This window comes from Candidatus Pelagibacter bacterium nBUS_44 (assembly GCF_051200895.1).
In the GTDB taxonomy this organism is placed as follows: domain Bacteria; phylum Pseudomonadota; class Alphaproteobacteria; order Pelagibacterales; family Pelagibacteraceae; genus Pelagibacter.
On record NZ_CP172838.1, the window covers coordinates 513,158 to 537,530 of the forward strand.

The 24,373-nt window shown below is 29.7% G+C and carries 27 protein-coding genes and 6 tRNA genes; 17 read left to right on the forward strand and 16 right to left on the reverse strand.

What is annotated here, in order from left to right; all coding sequences use genetic code 11:
* Positions 1 to 54 precede the first annotated feature (54 nt).
* Positions 55 to 813: a class I SAM-dependent methyltransferase gene (locus ACIJYB_RS02750; RefSeq protein WP_435152074.1), complete on the forward strand. Its 759-nt coding sequence runs from the start codon at positions 55 to 57 to the stop codon at positions 811 to 813.
* 630 nt (positions 814 to 1,443) lie between these two features.
* Here ACIJYB_RS02750 and ACIJYB_RS02755 read toward each other — a convergent pair.
* A complete protein-coding gene (locus ACIJYB_RS02755; protein WP_435152077.1) occupies positions 1,444 to 1,704 on the reverse strand; it encodes a hypothetical protein in 261 nt (86 codons plus the stop codon).
* A gap of 2 nt (positions 1,705 to 1,706) precedes the next feature.
* On the opposite strand from ACIJYB_RS02755, the gene ACIJYB_RS02760 reads away from it, so the two are divergent.
* From ACIJYB_RS02760 to ACIJYB_RS02815, 12 genes are all read left to right on the forward strand, one after another.
* Entirely contained in the window at positions 1,707 to 2,534 is an 828-nt protein-coding gene (locus ACIJYB_RS02760; RefSeq protein ID WP_435152080.1) for a hypothetical protein, read from the forward strand.
* A 35-nt stretch (positions 2,535 to 2,569) separates the two neighbouring features.
* The gene (locus tag ACIJYB_RS02765) at positions 2,570 to 3,634 is read left to right on the forward strand and encodes an NAD-dependent epimerase/dehydratase family protein (protein ID WP_435152082.1); all 1,065 of its coding nucleotides are present in this window, start codon (positions 2,570 to 2,572) and stop codon (positions 3,632 to 3,634) included.
* On the forward strand, positions 3,627 to 4,943 hold the full coding sequence (locus ACIJYB_RS02770; protein WP_435152084.1) for a glycosyltransferase family 2 protein: 1,317 nt from the start codon (positions 3,627 to 3,629) through the stop codon (positions 4,941 to 4,943). Before ACIJYB_RS02765 ends, ACIJYB_RS02770 begins: the two co-directional genes overlap by 8 nt.
* Positions 4,944 to 4,962: 19 nt before the next feature.
* On the forward strand, positions 4,963 to 5,991 hold the full coding sequence (locus ACIJYB_RS02775; RefSeq protein WP_435152087.1) for a radical SAM protein: 1,029 nt from the start codon (positions 4,963 to 4,965) through the stop codon (positions 5,989 to 5,991).
* The gene (locus tag ACIJYB_RS02780; RefSeq protein WP_435152088.1) at positions 5,955 to 6,929 is read left to right on the forward strand and encodes a glycosyltransferase; all 975 of its coding nucleotides are present in this window, start codon (positions 5,955 to 5,957) and stop codon (positions 6,927 to 6,929) included. The genes ACIJYB_RS02775 and ACIJYB_RS02780 overlap by 37 nt, the downstream gene beginning before the upstream one ends.
* Before the next feature lie 77 nt (positions 6,930 to 7,006).
* Positions 7,007 to 7,092 (forward strand) — tRNA-Leu (locus ACIJYB_RS02785).
* A gap of 3 nt (positions 7,093 to 7,095) precedes the next feature.
* Positions 7,096 to 7,866, forward strand: coding sequence for an NAD kinase (locus ACIJYB_RS02790; protein ID WP_435152091.1), 771 nt, complete (start codon positions 7,096 to 7,098; stop codon positions 7,864 to 7,866).
* A 172-nt stretch (positions 7,867 to 8,038) separates the two neighbouring features.
* Positions 8,039 to 8,473: a CBS domain-containing protein gene (locus ACIJYB_RS02795; protein ID WP_435152093.1), complete on the forward strand. Its 435-nt coding sequence runs from the start codon at positions 8,039 to 8,041 to the stop codon at positions 8,471 to 8,473.
* A 298-nt stretch (positions 8,474 to 8,771) separates the two neighbouring features.
* Entirely contained in the window at positions 8,772 to 9,353 is a 582-nt protein-coding gene (locus ACIJYB_RS02800; protein WP_435152096.1) for a dimethylsulfonioproprionate lyase family protein, read from the forward strand.
* Between the two features lie 162 nt (positions 9,354 to 9,515).
* A complete protein-coding gene (locus ACIJYB_RS02805) occupies positions 9,516 to 10,817 on the forward strand; it encodes a hypothetical protein (RefSeq protein ID WP_435152098.1) in 1,302 nt (433 codons plus the stop codon).
* A gap of 65 nt (positions 10,818 to 10,882) precedes the next feature.
* Complete coding sequence (locus ACIJYB_RS02810; RefSeq protein WP_435152099.1) at positions 10,883 to 11,050, forward strand: hypothetical protein; 168 nt, start codon at positions 10,883 to 10,885, stop codon at positions 11,048 to 11,050.
* A gap of 32 nt (positions 11,051 to 11,082) precedes the next feature.
* Positions 11,083 to 12,408, forward strand: coding sequence for an MrcB family domain-containing protein (locus ACIJYB_RS02815; RefSeq protein ID WP_435152102.1), 1,326 nt, complete (start codon positions 11,083 to 11,085; stop codon positions 12,406 to 12,408).
* A gap of 114 nt (positions 12,409 to 12,522) precedes the next feature.
* Here ACIJYB_RS02815 and ACIJYB_RS02820 read toward each other — a convergent pair.
* The 15 genes from ACIJYB_RS02820 to rlmB form a co-directional block, all read right to left on the reverse strand.
* Positions 12,523 to 12,617: transfer RNA gene (locus tag ACIJYB_RS02820), tRNA-Thr, on the reverse strand.
* Between the two features lie 775 nt (positions 12,618 to 13,392).
* Positions 13,393 to 14,229, reverse strand: a complete 837-nt coding sequence (locus ACIJYB_RS02825) for a hypothetical protein (RefSeq protein ID WP_435152105.1) — start codon at positions 14,227 to 14,229, stop codon at positions 13,393 to 13,395.
* A 61-nt stretch (positions 14,230 to 14,290) separates the two neighbouring features.
* Positions 14,291 to 14,695, reverse strand: coding sequence for a hypothetical protein (locus ACIJYB_RS02830; RefSeq protein ID WP_435152107.1), 405 nt, complete (start codon positions 14,693 to 14,695; stop codon positions 14,291 to 14,293).
* 29 nt (positions 14,696 to 14,724) lie between these two features.
* Positions 14,725 to 16,494, reverse strand: coding sequence for a DNA polymerase (locus ACIJYB_RS02835; protein ID WP_435152109.1), 1,770 nt, complete (start codon positions 16,492 to 16,494; stop codon positions 14,725 to 14,727).
* Positions 16,495 to 16,589: 95 nt separating this feature from the next.
* Positions 16,590 to 16,997, reverse strand: coding sequence for a DUF6891 domain-containing protein (locus ACIJYB_RS02840; RefSeq protein WP_435152112.1), 408 nt, complete (start codon positions 16,995 to 16,997; stop codon positions 16,590 to 16,592).
* Positions 16,997 to 17,272 carry a hypothetical protein gene (locus ACIJYB_RS02845; protein ID WP_435152115.1) on the reverse strand — a complete coding sequence of 92 codons (276 nt, stop codon included), beginning with the start codon at positions 17,270 to 17,272 and terminating at the stop codon, positions 16,997 to 16,999. Before ACIJYB_RS02845 ends, ACIJYB_RS02840 begins: the two co-directional genes overlap by 1 nt.
* 1 nt (position 17,273) lies before the next feature.
* Positions 17,274 to 17,879: a hypothetical protein gene (locus ACIJYB_RS02850; protein WP_435152117.1), complete on the reverse strand. Its 606-nt coding sequence runs from the start codon at positions 17,877 to 17,879 to the stop codon at positions 17,274 to 17,276.
* A 42-nt stretch (positions 17,880 to 17,921) separates the two neighbouring features.
* Positions 17,922 to 18,125 carry a hypothetical protein gene (locus ACIJYB_RS02855; protein WP_435152120.1) on the reverse strand — a complete coding sequence of 68 codons (204 nt, stop codon included), beginning with the start codon at positions 18,123 to 18,125 and terminating at the stop codon, positions 17,922 to 17,924.
* Entirely contained in the window at positions 18,126 to 18,383 is a 258-nt protein-coding gene (locus ACIJYB_RS02860; RefSeq protein WP_435152123.1) for a hypothetical protein, read from the reverse strand.
* Positions 18,376 to 19,233, reverse strand: coding sequence for a hypothetical protein (locus ACIJYB_RS02865; RefSeq protein ID WP_435152125.1), 858 nt, complete (start codon positions 19,231 to 19,233; stop codon positions 18,376 to 18,378). The genes ACIJYB_RS02860 and ACIJYB_RS02865 overlap by 8 nt, the downstream gene beginning before the upstream one ends.
* Positions 19,233 to 19,652 (reverse strand): hypothetical protein, encoded by a 420-nt coding sequence (locus ACIJYB_RS02870; protein WP_435152127.1) that lies wholly within the window; start codon positions 19,650 to 19,652, stop codon positions 19,233 to 19,235. The genes ACIJYB_RS02865 and ACIJYB_RS02870 overlap by 1 nt, the downstream gene beginning before the upstream one ends.
* Before the next feature lie 89 nt (positions 19,653 to 19,741).
* A complete protein-coding gene (locus ACIJYB_RS02875; RefSeq protein WP_435152130.1) occupies positions 19,742 to 20,260 on the reverse strand; it encodes a hypothetical protein in 519 nt (172 codons plus the stop codon).
* Positions 20,261 to 20,291: 31 nt separating this feature from the next.
* Positions 20,292 to 21,647 carry a tyrosine-type recombinase/integrase gene (locus ACIJYB_RS02880; RefSeq protein WP_435152132.1) on the reverse strand — a complete coding sequence of 452 codons (1,356 nt, stop codon included), beginning with the start codon at positions 21,645 to 21,647 and terminating at the stop codon, positions 20,292 to 20,294.
* Between the two features lie 216 nt (positions 21,648 to 21,863).
* A tRNA-Thr gene (locus tag ACIJYB_RS02885) sits at positions 21,864 to 21,939 on the reverse strand.
* 33 nt (positions 21,940 to 21,972) lie between these two features.
* Positions 21,973 to 22,716 (reverse strand): 23S rRNA (guanosine(2251)-2'-O)-methyltransferase RlmB, encoded by a 744-nt coding sequence (gene rlmB / locus ACIJYB_RS02890; protein ID WP_435152135.1) that lies wholly within the window; start codon positions 22,714 to 22,716, stop codon positions 21,973 to 21,975.
* 129 nt (positions 22,717 to 22,845) lie between these two features.
* Between rlmB and ACIJYB_RS02895 the strand changes: the two genes are divergently transcribed.
* The 4 genes from ACIJYB_RS02895 to ACIJYB_RS02910 all read left to right on the forward strand — a co-directional run bounded on the left by ACIJYB_RS02895 (position 22,846) and on the right by ACIJYB_RS02910 (position 24,373).
* Positions 22,846 to 22,930: transfer RNA gene (locus ACIJYB_RS02895), tRNA-Tyr, on the forward strand.
* A 45-nt stretch (positions 22,931 to 22,975) separates the two neighbouring features.
* Positions 22,976 to 23,049, forward strand: a tRNA-Gly gene (locus tag ACIJYB_RS02900).
* A gap of 47 nt (positions 23,050 to 23,096) precedes the next feature.
* Positions 23,097 to 24,287 carry an elongation factor Tu gene (tuf, locus tag ACIJYB_RS02905; protein ID WP_435152139.1) on the forward strand — a complete coding sequence of 397 codons (1,191 nt, stop codon included), beginning with the start codon at positions 23,097 to 23,099 and terminating at the stop codon, positions 24,285 to 24,287.
* A 10-nt stretch (positions 24,288 to 24,297) separates the two neighbouring features.
* Positions 24,298 to 24,373 (forward strand) — tRNA-Trp (locus ACIJYB_RS02910).

Sequence of the window (24,373 nt, forward strand, 5' to 3'; positions counted from 1 at the left end):
TGTTCAACAATGAATTTATTATTAATGTGATGAAGCATTACAAATTAATATAAAATGATTGATTATATAAAAAAAATAACTTTATTTATTTTAAATTTGATTAAAAAAATTAGAACAGTATTTAGAAATTTCACTACACCAGCCCCATTAGTTTTTGCTCCAGGTCACTATGCATATCAAAGATTTATAAATGAAGAGATGAGTGATTGTTATGAATATTTTAAAAAATATTTTTATAAAGCTATTTTTTTACCTAGAGAAAGATTGAGAAAATATGCTATTGAAAATGCTTTAAAAAATGATCCATCTGAAAGTAAATTTTATCTTGAATTTGGTGTTTATACTGGAGAGTCCTCAAATTTTTTTAGTAGTAAATTAAAAACATCATTGCACGGTTTTGACTTCTTTGAAGGTTTTAGCGAAGATTGGCTTGGCCACGCTCATGGTACAGGAGATTTTAGTTTAAATAAAAAAATTCCTAATTTAAATAATAATGTTTCTTTAAAAATTGGATGGGTGCAGGATACATTGCCAGATTTTATTAAATCTAATCCTGAAATGAAAATTAATTTTATTCATATGGATATGGACACATATGAAACTTCAAAATTTATACTTAAAAATATTAAACCTTATCTTTCAAATGGAGCAATTATTTGTTTTGATGAATTTTATAATTTTGAGGGATGGAAAGTTGGTGAATTTAAAGCAATGAGTGAAGTTTTTTCCGAAAATGAATATACCTTTAAATGCTTCTCAAATGATGGAGCACAAGTTGTAATTGAATATATAAAACTAGATAAAGATATTTAATTTAGAATTCAGATGAATTTTTATAATTTTGAAAATGAAAATCCGTTAATAAAAATTTTTTATTCCTTTTTTTTATTCTTTTTTTTTATTAATTTAATTATTTCTTTAAGTTTAACTTTTTCAGTATTTTCAATTAGTCTGGGACTATTTTCTGTTCTAGCAATTTATTTTTTAAGTTTTTATTATATTGTAAGAATTATCGATAATCGCTCAGATAAGATATTCTTATCTTTATTTATTTTAATTTCATTACTATTTTGGATTTTTTCTTTTTCCAGCATTAAATGGAAATGATGATCTCAAAGCTTACTTATTTTTTTTAGAAAAAACTGCTGTTGATGGAAGTTTAACCATAGATCCTTTATCTGCTAGACGTATGTATAGTCTGGGTGGTTTATTTCCACTGCAGGGATCATTAAGTTATTTTGATTTTAGTTTATTATCAATAATAGAACCTTCACTCGGGATATTATTAACCAGTGTTTCAATAATATTTTTTGTGAAAAATATTTTCACTAAAATAATATGTTTAACAATTTTATTCTTATCTCCTTTGTTAGGTTCAAAAGTACTAGCAAACACTATTGGTGTATATATATTAATTTTTTATACCTTCACCATTTTAAGTTGTTATTCATTGTTGATAAAAAAAGATTTAATCATAGAAAAAATTGGAATATCGATAATAATTTTGTCACTGACATTATCTTTAGCGATCAAACCAATTCCATTGATATTTAATTCTTTAATTTTTTTTTTCTTGTGTATAAATTTTTTGATAAATAAAAAACTGAATATTAATAAGCTTATATTATCTTTAGTATTATTTTTCCTTTGTTGTTTATATTTATATCCATTTGTGGTTGCCTCTTGGGAGTCATCTTGGAACATTATTGTATCCTATTCTAGGTGATGGTTTTCGAGCCCCTGTAGAATACTCTTCTCACAGATTTGATACTTATATCAATATAAATAGCATTGGTGATTTGACTAAATTTCTCACTTTAATTCTTAAAGACATTTACTTTATTATTATTTTTTTTGTTTTGATTTTAACTATTAAGAAAAAAAATTTATTTTTAAACTTTTCTATTTTAATTTCATATTTTATTTTTTACCTAATCATTTTATTTACAGTAGGTGATGATATTCATTTGGTTCAAAGATATTCCTTTCCAGTATCTTTTTCATTAATTTTATTTATGATTAATTCTTTATTAGATAATAATCAATTCACAATTGATAAAAATAAACTATTTTTTTTATCAATTTTTTTAGTTTTATCTGTATTTAGTTTTTCATTTTATTTAAAAGGTGATCAAGTAAATCAAAATCGAAAATTATATGTTAAATTATTTTCAAAAAAAGAAACAGTACAAGATCTAAAAAAGATATCTTTTTTAAAAGAAAAAAACTTTAAAATTCTTGTTAATTCAAAACATTCAATAAACTTATATAAAAATGGTTTTACTAATCTAGTAATTTTTGATGCACCGCTTCAAGTAATACCATGGAAAAATAATAAAAATTATATAAATGATTTAACTCCACATTCTCTCCAAAAAAATTTATATAAGTATCTTAAATCAGAAAATATTAATTATATAATTAGAGATAATCGTGATATTAATTCAGATCAACATCTTATAGACATTTTTTTATCAAATTATACAAATTCTTTAAAATTAAATAACTTTACTTTACATAAACTAATATATTAATAATTTAATTTTTATTAAAATAAACTTGTGTAATTATGAAGCTTAAAAAAATATGTATAGTAACAGGGTCAACAGGACTTATAGGTTCAGAAACTGTCAAATTTTTTATTAAAAAAAAATTTAAAGTAATTGGCATTGACAATGATTTGAGAAAATTTTTCTTTGGTAAATCAGGATCAACATTTAAAATTAAAAAAGATTTGATAAACAATCACATTAATTCATATGAGCATCATAATATAGATATACGAAATAAAAAAAAATTAACGAATATTTTTTCTAAATATAAAAAAGAAATTAAGATTATTGTACATTGTGCTGCTCAACCATCACATGACTGGGCTTACAAAAATCCCTTTCTGGATTTTGATGTAAATACAATATCAACATTTAATTTACTGGAATTAACCAAAAAATTTTCTCCAACTGCTAGATTTATTTTTATGTCAACAAATAAAGTTTATGGCGATAATCCAAACAAATTTAAATTGATAGAAAAAAAAACTAGATTTGAGCTTAAAAAAAGTCATAAATTTTATAAGGGTATCAATGAAAGTTTAAGCATTGACTTATGTGTTCATAGTTTTTTTGGAGCATCAAAATTATCAGCAGATATATTAGTTCAAGAATACGGTAAAAATTTTGGCTTAAAGACAGTGTGTTTCAGAGGTGGTTGTTTAACTGGTCCAGCACATGCTGGTGCAGAATTGCATGGTTTTTTATCATATTTAGTTAAGACGATTGTAAATAAAAAAACTTATAATATTTATGGTTACAAAGGCAAACAAGTTAGAGATAATCTTCATTCATCAGATTTAGTAAATGCTTTTTGGGAGTTTTATAAAAAACCATTAAAAGGGGCTGTTTATAATATTGGGGGATCAAGAAAGTCAAATTGTTCTATTTTAGAAGCAATTAATTTAATTGAGGAATATTCAGGAATAAAGGCAAAACTGAAATTTGTTAAAAAGAATAGAACAGGTGACCACATTTGGTGGATTAGCGATAATAATAAATTTATTAAGGATTTCCCTAATTGGAAAGTTAAATATGATGTAAAAAAAGTTATTAAAGAAATGGTTTTGCAATACGATGCATAGTGAAAAAATAGTTTTAGAAACTATAGATAAAAGTTTTTTAAGAACAAAATGGGAGTCAATTTTAAAAAAAATTATTATAAGAAGAATACCAATTAAATATTCAGAAAATGATCAAGTTATATATTTGAATAGTGAAAATGAATTAAAAATTTTTTTTTCAAAATCAAATTCTGAAAAATTAAAAAAAGTAAAAATAATAGTTATTTTAATACCTTTAAATAATTTTATAAATTTAATTAAATTTTTAGATACAATAGATAAAATATTAGATGAGGATACTAAAATAATAATAAATTATTTTAGTGTCTCTTGGAAATATATTTTTAATATTTTTTCATTTTTAGGTTTAATTAAAAATTTTAAAAAATCATTGTTTTTTTCAAAAAAAACGTTTGATGTATTTTTAAATTGTACTAATTATGAGTCTTCAAAAAAATTAAATGATATTTCATTGCCTTTTGAAATACCTTTATTAACAAAATTATTATCAATCTTAGTCAATATATTCCCTTTTTTATCTTTATTTAGTTTTGCTAATATTTTCTATCTTAGAAAAAGGGTAAAAAGGTCAACGTCTAATGAACTAATGTCATTAATTATTCCTTGTAAAAATGAAGCAGAAAATATTAAAAACATCATTTCTGAGGCAAAAATTAAATTAAACTTTAAATATCAATTAGTTTTTGTTGATGATTTAAGTGAAGATCAAACAAAAAAAAATATACTTCAGGCAAAAATTGATAATCCAGAAACTAATATAAAAGTTTTAGATGGAGTTGGTAAAGGTAAATCAAGAGCTGTTGATATAGGTGTGAAAAATTCAGATGGTTTTTACTGTGCAATTCTTGATGCAGATCTGACAGTAAAAATGGAGGACCTAAATTCTTTTTATTCAGCGATTTCAATTGGAAATGGAGATCTTATTAATGGCACCAGACTAGTTTATAAATTAGAAGATAATTCAATGAGGTTTTTAAATATTTTAGGTAACAAGTTTTTTTCTTATCTAATTACTTATATTACATCATCAAACATTAGTGATACTTTGTGTGGCACCAAATGTTTTAAGAAATCTGATTGGGAAATATTTGAAGAATTTAGACTTAGAAATAAATTAAATGACATATGGGGCGATTTTAATATAATTTTTGCCTCATCTTTCTATGGCTATAAATTAATTGATCTACCTGTTAGATATTATGAAAGAATTACAGGTGAAACTAAAATGAAAAGAAGGTTTTATTACTTTATTAATATGTTAAAATTATGTTACTTGGCCTTTTTAAGATTTAAAATAAATTATAAATGATAAATTTTATCTAATAAATATGAATAATTTTGGTAGTTTTTTAAATCATTTTTCTTCTTATTATTTTTCTCAAAAAATAAAACATTTAATTTTACATGTAACTAATCATTGCAACTTTAGATGTGCACATTGTTTTGTTGATTTTGTTAATCCTAAAAAAGATTTACGTTATGAAGATTATGAAAATATTTCAAAAAATATTAATGATTTATTTTGGCTTGATATTGGTGGGGGTGAACCATTTTTAAGAAAAGACCTATATAAAATTGTAAATCTTTTTAAAAAACAAATTGTTTCAATTCCAACTAATGGATGGTTGAAAAAAAATATATTTGATCAAATTAACCAAATGGATAATAAGGATACAGAAATAGTTATTAATTTAAGTTTGGACGGTCTTGAAAAAACACATAATATTGTAAGAAAAAATAAAGAAAGTTGGGATAAAGTTTGGGAAGCTTATGAAGAACTTAAGAAAATTCCTTTTATAAAAGTAAGATTTATCACTGTTGTTCATGAAGATAATTATGACGAAATAATCCCTTTGATGAAAATAGTTAAAAACAGAGGTGCTAACTTTCATTCAGTAATACTGTTAAGAGGCGATCCGTTAGATGAAAGTGTAAAGTTACCAAGTTTTGAAAAACTTGATGAACTTGCTGTTAAAATGTTTGATATTTTGGAAACCTATGATTACGGTCAAAACAATTTATCCGCGCACCTTTTAAAAAATTATCATAGATATTTGTGGAAAATTTCAATTGAAACATTAAAAAAACAAACTCAAATTGTACCTTGCTTGGCTGGTAAAAGTCATATGGTTGTTTGGGGAGATGGAAGAGTTGCTTCATGTGAAATGTTACCTGAAGTTGGTAATTTAAAAGAAAAACCTTTATCTCAAATATTAAAAAGTAATGAATTACAAAAACAAATTACAGATATTCAAAACAAAAAATGTCACTGCACTCATAATTGTGCAATGATTACTTCAGTATTATACAAACCTTCTAAATGGCCAAATATAATTTATCAAAAAAAACCAGGGTAAGTAATCTCTTAATTTGCATACTTTATCATGATGTTAAGACAGATTTATTATCTTTAATTAAAAATATCAATCTCAACAAAAATATATCTATATTAATAGTTGTAGATGGAAAAAAAAAAATTAAAAATAAAGAATTAATTCTTAAATTAAATAAAAGAATTAAATTTTTATATTCTTTGCAAAAAAAAACTGTAGCACATAATCGAAACTTAGGTTTACTACATGCAAAAAACAAGTTTGATACAATCCTATATATTGACTCAGATGTTATTCCTGAAAAAAAAATAGCTAATTACCATTTAAATTTTCATAGTAAGAATAAATTAATTAGCATTATTGGTGGTCCTGTAATTCCAAGTTTTTTTAAAAATAATTTTAATATATGGGAAGTTTTAGATGGCTGCCTGTCGTGGTTTACATCTATTAAGCCAAATTTTAAAAGGAATATAGATAGGCCCTATCACCTCCCAACATGTAATTTAAGTATAAAAATGAATTTTTTAATTGATAATCAAATTTTTTTTGATGAAAAATTAGAAACAGGAGAAGATGTAGATTTATGTAATAAAGTTAGAGAAAAAAATGGGAAAATAATGCTTATTAATAAGGCTAAAGTATATCATCAAGATAGAAAAAATTTTAAAGATTTTTTTAACCATCATGCTAAGTGGGGTAGACATCAATATTATACCTTATATAAAAAAAAATTTTTTCATTTAACAGGACGAATAATATTTTATTCATTTTTTTTGATATTTTATCCAATATTTATGCCTATAATAAATTTGATCTCAACTTTATTGACAATCTTTCCATGGGTTAAATCCAATATTAAATTTATCTTTTTATTATTACCAACTTATATTGTTCACTTAATTAAGGGTTTTTTTACTTATTTTGAATTTTTGAAAGATTTAATGAATACTAAAAATAAATAAAAATTTATTATAAAAATTTACTTATAGGACTTGTTCAATTATAAATATTAGCATAAATACTCATGAAATTCACAAATGCCCTCGTGGTGAAATTGGTAGACACAAAGGACTTAAAATCCTTGCCGCTTGCGGAGTGCCAGTTCGAGTCTGGCCGAGGGCACCACTAATGAGTAAGTTCCAAATAATTTCAGATAAAAATAAAAAATCTTTAAACATAAAAAAGTTATTAATAAAAAAAATAGATAGTCATCAATTTAAACAAAACAATCTTGTAATAGTTATTGGTGGAGATGGTTTTATGCTTGAGACTTTAAAGAGGAATAAAATTTCAAATAAACAATTTTATGGAATTAACTCAGGAAATTATGGTTTCTTGATGAATAAATTTTCATCAGAAAATATTATTAAAAATTTAAAAAAGGCAAATATGATTTCTATTTCGCCGCTAGAAATGATCGTTAAGAATAAAAATAATCAAATAAAAAAATCTCTAGCTATAAATGAAGTGTCAATTTTAAGACAAAGTAGACAAGCTGCCTCATTATCAATTAAACATGGATCAAAACAAATAATAAAGAAACTTGTTTCAGATGGTGTGTTAGTTTCAACACCAGCTGGTAGTACAGCATATAATTTATCAGTACATGGACCTATACTAAGTTTAAATTCTAAAAAATTATCAATTGCACCGATTAGTCCATTTAGACCAAGAAGATGGAAGGGGAAAATAGTTAATGATAAATTAAAAATTGTAATCACAAACTTAAATCCATCTAAAAGACCAATAAGTGCTGTTGCTGATAATCTAGAAGTAAGAAATGCTAAAACAATTACTGTAAAGATTAATAATAAAATTAAGTTTAATCTGCTTTATGATAAAAATAGAAGTTTACAAAAAAAAATTAAAATTGAGCAAATAAGAAAAGAAACAAATTAGAGTTAAATTTATTAAGTGAGGGTGCCTCGTAAGGTGTCAAATCGCGGACCTATTGATTGCAAATCGAGAGTCAAAATTCAAAAAGATAAATACTATCAACGTTAATTAAAATTATTTCAAATCTGTACACACTATGAACACAGTGATAAAGTTTTATTAGTGACAAAAGACTATGACAAGATTAGAAAATTTTTTAAAACTAAATAAAGATAAGCAAATTTGGACTATTTCAAAAGACCAAAGTGTAATGCAAGCACTTATTTTAATGTCAGAAAAGAATATAGGCGCAATCATTATTATTGATAATAATGATTTTCCTATAGGTATTTTTTCAGAGAGAGATTATGCAAGAAAGGTTATTTTAAAAGGCAAGAACAGCAAAGATACATTGTTAGACGAAGTTATGACCAAAGAATTAATTACTGTCACTAGAGATTTTAAAATTGATCAGTGTATGGGGTTAATGATTGAGCATAGAATAAGACATCTACCAATATTAGAAAATAAAAAAGTTGTTGGTATTATTTCTATTGGTGATGTTTTAAAAATTATGATTAAAGAACAAAAAGAACTTATAGATCATTTACAAAAATTTATAACCAGTTAAAATGAAAAAACTTTTAGGGATCATGGTTCTGGGTTTGTCATGATAGAATATGGAAGAAAAGAGAACCAATGAATGTGTTTATAATCTTATCACTACTTATAATTGTTATTGGAGTTCTCTTATTAGTAACTACTCCATCAGTATTATTTACATTGAATTGGAAAGAAAAAACAGGAAAAGAAAAAATCTTAATGTTCATGTTTTACAGTATTTTAGTTTATATAATAAATATTATTTATTGGATCATAAAATGAAAAACTCTTATGAATTGTGGTTCTAGGTTTGTTAATCTTAGTTTATGGAAAAACTTTTTAAAAATTTAAAAAAAGAAATTTATAAATTATGGGAAAAAAATTTAGTTCTTTCGAATTTTACCAAACTACCAAAAGATTTAATTTATAATGAATTACAATCAAATATTATTGAACCAGCAAAAAAATTAAAAACTTGGAAGTCTAACTCTGCGAAAACAGGAAAAATTCACGACATTATTAGAGAACTTATACCTTATATAAGTTGGAAACAGACGTACGAAGAAAAAGATGTAGGAAAATCTTTTTTAGAAAAATATGGATACTTCGAATTTTTTGGTTCAACTGGACACTTTTTAACCAAAGAGATGAGTCTTTATGTAATTTTTTTTGATACAAATAATTTTTATACCTGGCACAACCACGAAGCTGATGAATTATATTTTGTATTAAGTGGTAGTGCTAAATTTGAAAGTGTTGGAGATAAATCAGAGATATTAACTTCTATGAAAACAAGATTTCACAAAAGTTTTCAACCTCATTCTCTAACGACTTATAACGAAAAGTGTTTATCCTTAGTTATCTGGAGAGATAAATTAAAATCATCAATACAAGTTGTAAAAAAGTAAGTATTGATTTTATTAGATGATGGTGCCCCCGCACGGAGTTCGAACCGCGGACCTATTGATTACAAATCAAGAATAAAACTTTAAATAGATATTTGTTTCCAACGAAATCAATCAAATAACTTTCATCTAGTCACACTAGCGTCACAGTGATATATTTTTTGAATGAATTTGACCGAACAACTCAAGAAAAAAGTTGCAAAAGTTAAATTAAAAGAAACAGGCACTTTTGTATCAATATCAGCAGGTGATCTAATTTATGATATTTTAAGAGTTGACCCTAGAGTTATAGAGGGAGTTGATTTTTTTAGGAAAGATGATCTCTCAAGTGTATTTGCATTTGGGAAAAAAGAAATTTTAGAACGAAAAGATAAATCGATAGAGTCTTTAGAAGGTCTACATAATACATATACAGGATATACATTTGAAAGAGTTGTGGCGTTAGATTTTCAAAAAAGAGGTGCAGAGGTTGTTTTTCCAAAAAGCTCAACACAATCAGGATATGACTTAGTTATTAATGGTGAAAAATTTCAGGTTAAAACACAAGGGGATGGAATTAATATTTTAGAAAATCACTTTGAAAAATACCCAAATATAAAAGTTATTTCAAATACAGAAGCATACGAAAGTTTCTTAGATAAATATCCTGAAAAATCACATATGATTTTAAATAGTGGTTTTAGTCACACGTATAATCAAAATTTAGTTAAGGAAAGTACTGATGCTTCAGTTGAAATTTTTGAGGACAATAATCTTTTTGGAACTGCTATTCCTGAAATCTTGGGGATTGTTTCTATAATCTCAATAGGGAAAAATTTTAAATATTATGTTGATGGAAAAACAGATTTTGATACGGCTTTAAAAAATGTTGCTATCGATAGTGTTGGAAAGTTTGCTGGGGCAGGTGTTGGAGCTAAAATAGGTTCATTTTTTTTTCCACCTTTTGGTACAATAGTAGGTGGTGGTTTAGGTTTTATGTTTGGAGGGAGTATGGCAAACACATATAAAATTGAAACATACTGTCAAAAAGAAATAAAAGATTTAAATAAGAATATTGATAAATACGTTAAAAAAAGCCAAACCATAATGAAGAAAAGCCAAAAAGTTTTTGAAAAAAAAGAAGATTATCTGAAAAAAGAACTTAAGAAAAAAAAAGGCAAAAACGCAAGTGAGTTTCAAAAGTTTATTTTAAAGAAATTAAAGCAAGAGAAAGATAAAAAAAAAATAGTTTTAAAAAGGTTTGAATTATATTTTAGGGACGCCAAAAAGGGCTTGGATAAGTTTATTCAATTAAATCGAAAACTTGAAGAAAAGCTTGATTCAATTCATTATAATGATTTTGCGTTAGAAGCGTTAAAAGTATCTAGCAAAGGTGGAGTAGGGCCAGAATTTATGCCTACAGAAGCTAAAAGATTATTTGACTCTGTTAAGAAATTTATGGAAGCTGCAAAAAAACAAGGAGTTTAATGTTAGAAGCTTTAATTATTATAGAACTATCATTTTTAACGTACAAACTCTTAATAGATAATTAAATGGATACTTGGCAAATTATACTAGCAATTATTATCGTTGGCTTATCAATCATAATGCCAATTTATTATTCTTCAGAAAAGAAAAAAAAAGAACAACAGGAAGAATTAGAAAAAATTAAAAAATATGGAGAAACCATTAATCAATTCACTAGTGATAAGCATAAATGAAAAAACTTTTAGGGATCGTGGTTCTGGATTAAATGGCAACTTGGAAAGAAGATACAATTAAAGCCTTAGAGAAATTGGGTGGCTCAGCTCATTTATCTAAACTTCTTGAAGAAGTCTCAAGTTTAAGAAATGGAAAATTAAATTCACATTGGCAGGATACTGTTAGAGAAATACTATATGAAAATACTAGTGACTCAAAATACGGATCAGGAAAATATGGATCTGGAGAGGATATTTTTTATTCCGTAGAAGGAAAAGGAAAAGGTGTTTGGGGATTAAGAAGTTTTCAAAATTTAAGTTTAAGAAATACTCTTTTAAAATTAGGGACAGAGTTTCAAACAGAAAGAAAAAGGACAATAACTAATCCAAAAAAACCAAGTATACCTCCCGGCAACAAGTTAGCAAAATGGATATCTAGAGAAATACCAAAAATATTTAATTTAATTTTTAAAAATGAGTTAGAGAATTATCAGGTTCACGCTAGTGCAGGTGATGGACAATGGGTTAGCGCACCTTGGATAGCAATTTTGCATCCTAAAGTATGTCTTCAACCAAATGGACGAATTTCACCTCAATGTGGCTATTATCCAGTTTATGCGGTCAGCAAAAATGAAAAACTAATTATGTTTGCTTTGGGCCAAGGTGAATATAACGTTAGATTAAACTTTCCAAAAGATGTTGATCATAAATTAGTTGATGGTGCAATTAATTTAAGAAAAAAAATACCAGAGCATAAAAAGTTCTTTTCAAATGTCTCCAAAACAGTTCTTGAAAACAAAAATAAAAAAAGTGAACGATGGGCTAAAAGTACAGCTTTTGGAAAAATATATAAGATTAAAAATCTACCCTCTGAAGATATCTTAAAAAAAGATCTTATTGATATGATGAAAATGTATCAAATATCTATTGAAAGGGGAGGAGTTTCAGAAAGTGTTTCACAAAATATTAGTTTTGATCAAGATCAACTATCAACTGGTTATGAGAAAAAAATAATTAAACATATAAATAATGAAAATGAAATTATTCAAGTAGATCCTAAATTTATTAGACAGATCAAAAAAAATAATAATTATACCTGTCAAGCTTGCGGATTAAATTATGAGAGGGTTTATGGTGAATATAGCAAGAAGAAAGATTTTATTGAGGCACATCATATAGAGCCAAAGTTTAAAGTTAAATCAAAAGCTGATTTAAATAAAAAAATGGAAAGAAAGGCAGAGGACTTTGCAATATTATGTGCGAACTGCCATAGAATGATTCACCGAATGATGAGAAAAGAAAATGATAGAATTATTTCTTTAAATGAATTCAAAGAGAAAATTAATAAAAAATTTAAAAAAAATATTGAAGACCTATAATTAAACGACTACTTGATTGCATCACACTCACGTCACAATAGCGTCACACTCAATAATAAATTTAATAAAAAAATTAGAATTATGAAAAAATTTAACGTTGATTTTATTAGATGATGGTGCCCCCGCACGGAGTCGAACCGCGGACCTATTGATTACAAATCAGTAAGCTTTAAAATATTTCCTTTCATTACTGTTGATACTACTTACTTCTAAACTCCCGTCAAGTTAAGCTAATATAATTCACTTGATATTCACTTACTCTTAAAAGTTTAACCTTAAATAAATCAACAACCATCATCATTACTTTTTCAATTTATAAATGCAATTTGTTTTACATAAGTCGAGTCTTTATGCGGATTTTTAACTCGCATTTTTGGTAGAGAAAACCTCTGAGAGGCTCGCTGTTGCTCGCCTCATCTCACCATGGTTCGATGGACTCGATAGCGGGCCCCAAGCGTTCTACGTTGAGATTTGGACTCTTAAAAACGATGTTTGGTCCTGTGGTTAGGTTTAGATTATATACGTGTAAAGATTAAGCTTTTACTCATTTGATCACGTCTAAAAGTAATTGGGAATAAAATTAAGTTTTAAGTACCTAACTAAAAAAAATTATTATAAAAAAATATGACAAAAAATTTTTTAGAAAAATTATATGGCTTGGTATAGAGGAACGGGGAAAGAAAATCATTGGTCAGTATTTGAAAATATTTCACACGACCGTTGTATCTTCTGTGGTGGTGATCGAACCGAGATCGCGAGGACCGATTTCACAATAATGTTTTCCGAGTATGAATATTCAACAGGATCAATTTGTAAAACTTGTTATTCAGTAAATGCGAAACAAGTAAAAGCAATATAGCAGCAGAAATCACGGACCAGGGATTTTAGAACCCCCGACACGGGCAAGTGCCAGGGGTTAAATTTATCTTTGAATTTTAGACAAGGATTCAAAAGAAATATTATTAATAGACCTATTATAGTTGCTCATTTGTTCTTTTTCAATCTCCAAATACTTTCTTCAATTTTATTTCTGAAAATTGGCTCTCGATCATCTGGTGGAATATCTCTATCGTCAATTCCTACTGATCCATCATTAGTAGGTGCACCAACATTATAGTAAGAATTACCTGAACCAAATCTCATTCCACTTGAACCAGGGTCAGAAAAATCAAGTTGATTAGATCGATATAATCTTCCCTCCATATCGTATTTATTAATATATTTTATTCCGTGTTTATTGTTATCGCGCCTTAATAATGCTGCGTGCTTTTTATCTTCTACTTGTTTTATACCTTTAGCATTTAACATCGTTCCGTATTTCTGGGGCGTGTTATCAAGGCCAACTATATTAAGGCCCGCGGGTCGTTGAGATTTTTCCATCTCTTTTTTAAACTCTTTTTCTTTCTTCTTTGCTAATTGCTTTTTTGCTAGTTCAAACATTTCAGGCGCCAACTCATCAACAACATCGTCGCCAAGTTCTTCTCTAATTTTACCTAGAGCCCTGATCCTATTTAATTGTTCAAGCTGCCATCCGTTTGGTGCATTATGATAGTTGGTATCACCTGTCTTCATCGCACCTCTTCGTCTTTTACGTTTCAGGCTTTTAGTGACAGGCAACAGGGCTCTCGGACCACGGTCATTTGCTGCGGCTACTACCATGTCAGGACGGCCTCGGACAGGGGTCTTCCAAAAATATTCTTTCCCAACTTTTTTAAAATTTCCATCCTCAAGGTTTCGTCTTCTTCTTGATCTCAACGCTTCGTTAGATAAATCAAGCAGTTTTGCATATTCACTAGAAGTTAATCTATATATCTCATCCATAAAAAGTTTATTCCTTACTTCCAATACCGCGGCCAACTCAGGGTGGCTAAACGGGACGGGATTAATTGATTTTCTTTTTAGGTGATAAAATTCTAACAAGGGGCATTTTTCCTGGACCTCTAGTTTCATATTCTAGTAATCCATCGTCTGAAAGTTTTTTCAATAACTTCCATTTAGTTGGTTGGTGTAATCCGAACCAATCATAAAGATTTTTATTATCTACATATACAAACAAGTGACTAGTGTCTTTGCCTTTGTATTCTTTTTTAAATCCATAAGTTAAACCTTGTTTAGTTCTTATGTATTGAAATAATCTTACTGCGCATAATCCGTAATCAGCGAATTGGTTAAATTGATATATTGATAATGGACCCATAATAAAATTTACATCTCCTCTAAAGTTGCAATTATATTTCTGGTCTTCCCTGTCATCGGTACTAAAGTTATTTATATTATTATTATTCATAAATACATTACTTAATATATAAGGCGCTGCTATCTTGTTGTTAGTAGTTGAGGTGTCTGATCGTTAGTAGCTTTGTATTTTTCAATCTCTTTAAAGATTTCATCAAATATTTCTTGGTTGTGTGGTTCCTGTTTCCAATTACTGCTGATCCTTTCTTCATCAACTTTTATAATGCCTCCAACAACTTCAACTGCTGCCTGTTCCATTAAATGTTTTGCAAGATCCTTTTGTTCAAGATCATTTTTAAACACCTCAATTAATACCGCGTCATGCAAAGTGCTTACGACTTTTATGTGGTTATCCAATAATTTTTGACAGGCTTTTCTCAGGATATCTGCCCCGGTTGTTTGAATAATAAAATTTTTCAATTGGTTTGTAATACTTACACGCTTTCCATCTTTCCATTTTTTATTTCCAAGGATCCATCGCTGCCACCCAAGAGGGGATCTTAAATGTCCTGTAATAGCAGATCCATTGATCCAACTTTCTCTAACTTTAAAATAATCTTTATATAATTCTTGAAACCTATTCAGATAATGGCGGCCCTTTAATCTTGAACAACCTAGGCGGATCGCTAATTGCTTTTCACCCATTCCATAAGTATTTGCTAAAAATAATTCTTTAACAACTTCCCTTTGTACTTTGTGAGATTTTTTCGTGGCATTTGGATCGTTGATAATTCCTAGTTGTTGAGCGGTAGTAATATAAATATCTGGAGTATTATAATTTTCTATTAATCTTTCATCCCCTGATAAATAACCTTGGATCGCTGGCTCTTGTGCTTTGTAATCTAAATAAAATAATTCGTGTCCCCAACCAGGCTTAATAAAATTCCTGGCCCACTTTCCCGCGCCTAAGGGGTTCTTTGCAGAAGATGGTTGAGATCTACTTGTGATAGATCCAAAACCATTTAAGCTGCAACGTAATCGGCCATCTTCACTAGGTGTAAAAAATCCGAGTCTAGTTAAATTAACCAACTTACTTAATTGTCTAAATTCTTTTATTAAGTCGTGTTCGTGTTCAAACCTTTCAACAATCTCACTCTTGGATGTATAATCACCACTCTTCAACAATGGCCATCGGTTGCCTAATCCACACTTTAAAACAAGTTGATTAAATAATTTTTTATTTAATTTATTGTCATCCGTATAAACATTTAACTTCTTATTTCTTTGGCTAATAATTTTATTTTTTACGTTATGCCAATGATCTCTAAAATCATTAACAAGTTTCAGGTCACCAGGAATTCCGTTTCTTTCAATCTTGGATATGGACCCTTGACTATAACCTCTAAAACAAATCTCCCATAACTTCTTATTAAAATCTTCATCTGTTTTTAAATTATTCTTTTGTTCGATATCATTTACCTGGGCTATAAAAAGTTTAGCATTTTCTTCAACGTCACTTTGACAATAGTCTAAGATCCGTTCTTGCTCTTCTAAAGTATATTCAAAAGGCTTTCCCTGGTGTTCGTTTCTTCTTAAGATTACATCAAGTTCTCGATCCTTTTGTTCCTTTGAAATAGACGGAATATTATATCTATTACATGTATCGATAAGACCTGTTTTATTTTTTGCTAAGAACGGACCATACAAACATTTATTTTCTACAAAACAATCGAACATATTTTTAGGTTGTCCGTGTAATAAATTTAAAAATGATCCATGTTCAGCAGTAGCATTAAAAGAAACTAATAAAACATTTTCGTAATCAAAGAAGTGGGGGACGTGCTTTTGTTTATCAACCCAATATCTAAATTTATCCCCTGTCTTGATATCTTGAAATACTAGACACAACACCCTTTGGGGGATTGTCCCAGTCAAATCGAATAGGAATTCTGCGTCCACACTCAGGACCCTTGAAAACCCATTTAGAATATAATTTAAAAACTTCATTATGTGTTAGTTCCTCTTTTAGTTTTTTCCTCTTTACCCACACCATTTCTTGTTTTCCTTTCAGTTATTTTTATTCTTTTGTTTTGATTACCGTCCCATTCAGGATTTAATCCGTGATCTTTTAATACTTGCATTACTGTCATTTTTGCTTTTTCATCTAGATCATAAGCAAGGTATGTAGAACCAACGGAGTCTAAATTTTCTCGATCCTGGTCATGGAAAAAAATATAGTTTTTAAGTTCTAAAGATCCTATTCGATAGTGCTTATTGAACGTGTTTAAATATTCGTCCATTTCAGCATGGCCACAAGTTTGACAACACGCCCAATCTTTCTTGGCTAATATATTAAAATCCATTAATTTATTAAAAGCTTTATTTATTTTTGGTGTGGGTTGATGTCTGGCCATTAAAAGTTCCTCTTAACTAAAGCATACCCAGGAACACTCGCGTGTTTAGATTTATAGTGCCAAGTATCGTCTTGTATTTCTACACTCCAATTCTTGGTTAACTTATCTCGGATAATTCCTGTGTAAGTTTTATCGTTAGCCCAACAAACAAAAACTTGATCTCCAACTTCAATATCGGGTTTTATGTCAGGTCTTCCAAATGGTCTTGGTCCTATTTCAGCAACTTCTTTATCCATTGTTTCACCAAAACAATTTACAAATGTTTCTTTTTTCATATTAATTACCGTTCCAATTCCTAATAACCGCTTCATGTTTAGAGTCTGTAATTATTCGATCAGCAAAAACTAACTCGATTAATTTAGCGTTATCTAGTGTCGAGAATTTTGGTTTTTTCTCTAGTGCAGCGCCAGGCTTCCTGGTGACAAAACCTCTTTTGCCCTCCCAATTAACTTTGACCCATTCTTTCTGTCCTATTTCTATTGCTAGCTTTACGGACATTCCTTTTTTCTGTGCTTTTCCTGTCCATTTATAATTAGCAAACCAAATTCTCTCGGATCCTGAATCTGAAACATAAGGCGCTATTACATATTCTTTTATTTTGAAATCACACATTTGATTTACTTTTAAGAATTCATCGTTGTCTTTTATCTGAACGACATATTTAATATCTTCACCGTCTGGGTCAGATAATTTTACACCGTGGACTTTGATTAAGTCATCCCAACTCTCGCCCCTAAATCTTACAAACTTATGCTGCGTTGGACTTTCTTCGTCATACTCCTGTCCGCTAGCGTCAGCGTCTTCTACTTCCAGGCTTTGTTGAGTTGTTTTCTTTGCTAGATCAAAATCAAATTTGATTATCTTATTTGTTTCTTCTGTCATATTATTTCCTTTTGTTATTTCCTTGTCTAAGAGGTGATTATTTTATCGTAAGCGCCCCTTATTTTTTAAGTACTCATTGACATCATCAATGTTGTACAAGATTACACCGCCTCTATTATTATTTCTCGAACGTCCAACAACTGTATAGGGCAGGCCGTATTTTCCCTGTCGCTGCTTTGATAACGTTGAAACTTTTATTGAATAAATATCCTCAACATCTTTTGCTCTGATAAATTTTTTATTCATTTAATTATCTACCTCCGTTGGGAAGTGATATTCCGCTAAGTTCTTTTGTGTTTGTGATTGGATTATGTTTTTTAATTTAAAAACTTCTTCTCGCTTATCGTTTAACCTTGCAATCAGTTTATCAATACTAGCGTCTTTCTTTTTTAGTTCTGCGGATAGGTCCTGAATATGGTGTGCGTTTTTACCAACAACATCTATAAGATTTTCAACTTTTGTTGCTTCTTGTTCAAACAGATATTTTAATTCATATTTATTCATAATCAGATTTCTTTAATCCTAATATTCCTGGCAGCCCTTTAGGTTTTCTGCTTTCTTCAATCATTCTCTGGAAATTTCTCTCTTGTCTTACAAACTCAGGATCGGGTGGATCTGGTTTATAAAATGATAATGGAAGTATTGGGCTAATTTTAAAACTTTCATAATTAGTTTTTTTTGTGAAAGGTTTTTTAATTATTGGTTTCTTTGCAATCTTGGTAAATGGACCATCTTTACCTGTCATCTGTGCGTTGCGTTCTAATCTAGTTGCTAAAGCGCCAACTTGTTCTGGTGTTGCTTGTGTTGGATAAGGTGTTGCTTTTTTATTTACTCCGATTGCCTTGTTCCATGTATCGGCTTCATCATAAGTTTTAAAAGCTATTGTCCGATCTTTGTTTGTGAATAATTGTGTTGTTGGATTAAACGCTACACCTTTTGGGTTATCATTCCTCTCAACAGGCTTCAAAGTTTTATTAATAAATCTTTCACCTCTTTTATCTTTGAAATCTCTTTCATCTTTTTCAACTAATTTTTTAAATGTTCCAAGGTTCTTATTATTCTCAACAGATTTTTTAACTTGCTGCACCATGGGTGGATCGTCATAAATTTCTATAAGCTTTTCTAATTTGCCAGGCTCTAATCCTGGTAGGTGTTGTTGAACAGGATATTTTTTAGGTGAGAAATCTTTTACTTGTTGTTCAATAGGTGGCAACCCGTATTCTTTTCTAACACCATTTTTTCTCTTTCTTTCAGCTTCATCCTGTACTGCAATTACTTTGTCTTGCTCTTCTTTTGATCTAGTATCTGGCCGAGTAAGGTAGGCCATCATCTCATTATATTTTTTAATTTCCATTAATCGTTTGATCCAAGGGTCATCTTTAAAAGAAGATTAACCTTGTCCCTTTCATCCTCGGTCAATGACGCTAAAGTTTTTCCTGGTGTGAACAGGCTAGCCAAATCAATTTGTTTTACTTTTGGATCTTTGCTTTTTCTAAATTTTCCAAAATCAATAACCTTTCCTCCTGACTCCATCGGAATTCTTATGATCGCATTAAGAAAATCCTCTTCTGTTTTACCTGGATTATTTTTTAAAAATAATTCCTTTGCTTCGTCATATTTCATATCCATAAAATCGGACAGATCCTTTTCTTCGGCAGCAGTTTCAGACGCTAACTTAATTAGAGTTTCTTTCTCGGAAAGATCACCGCGCCCAGGCATTTCTTTTTCGACTCCGAAAGATTTAATTTTATCGATTATGTTTTTTGTTTTCATAAATTGTAAATAATCGATTGAGATTATTAAACAATATGGGTGGGTGTTGTTATGATACGGTGACAAGCTATCACCGGAAGAAGATAATATTATTTTTTATTTATGTGGGGTGATCCAACTAATTTTTTATCATCAACAACATAATTTCCAATTTTTTTAAATGGGTATTGTCCGTTGTTATCGTCTAAATCTTTTCTGAATCTTTTACCTTTTGCACTAACCCAAATATCGTTGCAGTTCTTAATATGTTTTTCTATTGGCAGCTTCTTATAAAGCTTAATCTTCATAAGCTTTTCTTGACTAGGTAAATCATACATATCGTTTCCAGGCCCAGGGTGAAACATCCTATAAGCGATATCATAATCTTCTGATTTAACCCAATTTCTAATAACTTCTGTTGTAGGTAAATTCTTTTTATTTTTATTCTTGGTTCCTGTTTTATTATAAATATTCCAAACAACATCGATCGGCCAAGATGATCTTAATGTGTGATAAGCGGAAGATGAATTTTTAGTTTGTGAATAAATAGTTTTTAAAGATTTCAAAACCTTTTCTGGTTCTGCTTTAGTCGTATTTAAATATTCTATTACCTTGTCCCATTTGCCCATACAACCATTCTACACGGACCAGGGACAATTCTCAATTAACTTGTTTTAATATTGGTTTCTCATCTTCAAAGAATTTAATTTTATTAATTCCCTCAACCATTGTTTCACCAAATAATTTAGCATACTTCGAGGCCTGGGCTTCTGTTGTTCCTAGTGCGTCTGCTAAAGCTTTTAAATCTTTTGTCTGTTCCCAAAAATTAGTAGCAAAAGAGTGACGTGTTGAGTGGATCTTCATATGTCTTTCAATACCACCGATCCGCAATACACTATCCCACGTTTTACCAGGGTCCTTAACATGCAGCGTCTTACACTTTCCGTTTCCTAATTTTCTTCCATAATCTTTAGACGGAAAAAGATATTTGTTTCGTGGATCGTTGATGGCAAAATAAAAAGGGGAGTCAGGATTATTTAATCTATCTCTTTCAATTAATTGCAAAATATTAACTGCTTCATCACCTAATTTAAAAACAAGCTTTTGATTTTTCTTTGATGTCTTTGTCTTAATCAATCTTATTCTTGGTGATGATCCCTGAGTATATTGTCCCCAGGTTAAAGAGGCTGCTTCATCTAATCGTCTTCCTGTTGTTAATAAGAACGCTAGCAATAAACAAGAAACAGGGTTCAGGAAATTTTGTTTATAGTAATTATAATTTAATCTTCCTGTTCTTTCATCTTTCTTAACCAGGGTTTTCATTACTCTAGGCAGCTCTATTTTATCTAAAAAATCTAAATAAACATTTTCAGTTTGTTTATATTTCTTCTTAATAAAAAATGGATTGTCTGGGGTATTTACAAAATCATTCCAAAACTTTCTTAAATATTCCTGGAGTCTATTCGCAGTAATAGGGGCCTTTGAAGACGCTGCTAAGTATAAGTTCCTAAACATCTTTTTATTAATTGTTGAAAGTTTTTTGTATTGTAGATCTTCAACCTTGGCCAATCTATTTAGAATATCTTTGTCATAAGTATTTCTAAAAACCCAGGGACCAAACGTTGCTTTTATTCCCTGAATTGTTTTAGCTGCATACTGATTAACTGTTGTTAATTCTTCTTGGTAGTAGGACCTCAAAGCGTCACCAAGTTGCATAGATAAAACTTCTGTCTTCTCTTGCTCTTTAGGATCGCCACCAATAAAGATTTTATTAGCTTCTTCTTTTGCTCTTTTGGTAGCTTCAACAACACCAATATTCGGATAGTTTCCTAATCGTTTTCGCTGCTGATATTTTTTACCTTTAACTGTGTATTGTAAATACCAAGTCTTAACTCCCGATGGTAAAACCCAAAATTCTAATCCAGGATAATCGCCTGGCTTATAATATCTTTTGTCTAATCTATTTAGATCTCGACAGATTGCGTCTGTTAATTTCTTTGCTTTTGATTTGCCCATAATGTTTCCTTGTCTGGTTTATTATTTAAATTTAAAAAGAATAAACACAAGCTTAGGGAACATACGTTGAACGCTATCAACGGAATATAATCATTCACTTGATATTCACTTGACCAAGTTCTACTTTCTTCCTTTGTATGTTCTTCGTTCTGTTCTCGTTCCATTAGCTTTATTCTTTCTAATGATCAGAAATGTTAAAGGACTCAATGATTTTGATGGTGCCCCCGCACGGAGTCGAACCGCGGACCTATTGATTACAAATCAATTGCTCTACCAGCTGAGCTACAAGGGCGTAGTCAATAACTATTAACTATTTATTAATTAATCAACTCTTTTTTTTTAAAAAACTTAAGTGATGAAAAACTATTGCTGCACTATTTGATATATTGAGACTTTCTATGTCTTTATTCATATCAATTTTTACAAAGAAGTCTGCATATTTACCTGTGTGCTCTCTCATACCAAAACCTTCGGAGCCAAATAGTAGAACATTTTTTCCTTCCCATTTAACTTCAGTAAAATCTTTTTCACCTCTTGCATCAAATCCATAAACCCAAAAATTTCTTTCTCTTAAATTTTTAAGAGTTGAATTTATGTTAGATACCTGAAAAATACTTAAATGCTCCATACAACCACTTGCAGATTTGTACATAAGCTTACTGTCTTTTGGAAATTGTCTTTCTTTAATAATCAACCCATCAATTTTAAATGATGCAGCGCTTCTAATTAATGAGCCAATGTTTCTAGGGTCAGTTACTTCGTCTAAACAAACAAAAGTACAATTTTTTTTTTCTTTAATATATTCTTTTAAATCAGGTTGATCTAAATGTTCAATTTCTGCAACATATCCGCCATGCATCAATTGTTCTTTTGAAGTATATTTGTCTAATTCTTTTTTAGATTTAAAGTAAATCTTAACGTCTTCTAAAACATTTTTTTTTGGATTTTTTCTGTGAATATTTTTTTTTGCATCTTCAGTTAAAAACACTCTTAAAACTTTTCTATTAGGATTTCTAAGTGCTTCTATAACAGCATGTTGACCAGCGATAAAAAAAGACGATTTATTCATATATTTAATGGTGTTTTACACGTTTTTTTGGATATTTTCTTATTAAATCTCGTGTTGCAATTGCATAAATAAAATATATAAAACGCATGTTGTTTGAAGCTTTATTGAACAGGGGACACTTCCCCAATAGGAGGGGTTCCAGAGCGGTCAAATGGGGCGGGCTGTAAACCCGTTGACTTCGGTCTTCGAAAGTTCGAATCTTTCCCCTCCACCATTTAATAAATTTTTAAGTAACATGGAGTGTTATTCTTGGGGTTGTGCGGGTGTAGTTCAATGGTAGAACGCTAGCCTTCCAAGCTGGATGTAAGGGTTCGATTCCCTTTACCCGCTCCAAGAAAAAAGAAATTATTAATGAAAACAAAAACTGAGGTAAAAAAGTAATGTCAAAAGAAAAATTTGTTAGAAATAAACCCCACTGTAACATTGGGACTATTGGTCATGTCGACCATGGTAAAACTACTCTTACTGCAGCTATCACAATTACGTTAGCAGAAGCAGGTGGTGGAACAGCAGTAGCTTACGATCAAATCGATAAAGCTCCTGAAGAAAAAGAAAGAGGAATTACAATTTCAACTGCTCACGTTGAATATGAAACTGAAAAAAGACATTACGCTCACGTAGATTGTCCAGGTCACGCTGACTATGTTAAAAACATGATCACTGGTGCTGCGCAAATGGATGGAGCTATCTTAGTAGTTAACGCTGCTGATGGTCCTATGCCACAAACAAGAGAGCACATTCTTTTAGGAAGACAAGTTGGAATCCCAGCAATTGTTGTTTACTTAAATAAAGTAGACCAAGTTGATGATAAAGATATGATCGAACTTGTAGAAGAAGAAATTAGAGAACTTTTAACTTCTTACAAATACCCTGGAGACAAAACTCCAATCGTTAAAGGTTCAGCTTTAGCAGCAGTAGAAAAAAGAGATGATGAAATTGGAAAAAATTCAATTTTAGAATTAATGAAAGCTGTTGACGAACATATTCCACAACCAGCAAGAGATGTTGATAAACCATTCTTGATGCCTGTTGAGGATGTATTTTCAATTTCAGGAAGAGGAACGGTTGCAACTGGTAGAATTGAATCAGGTGTTATTAAAACTGGTGAAGAAGTTGAAATCGTTGGTATTAAAGAAACTAAAAAATCAGTTTGTACTGGAGTAGAAATGTTTAGAAAACTTTTAGACTCAGGTGAAGCTGGTGATAACGTAGGAATTTTATTGAGAGGTATTGAAAGAACAGATATCGAAAGAGGGCAAGTTCTTTGTAAGTCTGGCTCAATTACTCCACATACTAAATTTGAAGCTCAAGCGTATGTACTTAAAAAAGATGAGGGTGGTAGACACACTCCTTTCTTTACTAAATACAGACCACAGTTTTACTTTAGAACAACAGACGTAACAGGAGAAGTAGAATTACCAGCAGGTACTGAAATGGTTATGCCAGGCGATGACGCTAAGTTTACTGTTAAGTTAATCACACCGATTGCAATGTCAGAGCAATTAAACTTTGCTATTCGTGAGGGTGGAAGAACTGTTGGAGCAGGAGTAGTAACAAAAATTATAGAGTAACTCTATAAATAGGAGTGTAGCTCAATTGGTAGAGCGCCGGTCTCCAAAACCGGAGGCTGAGGGTTCGAGTCCCTCCGCTCCTGCCA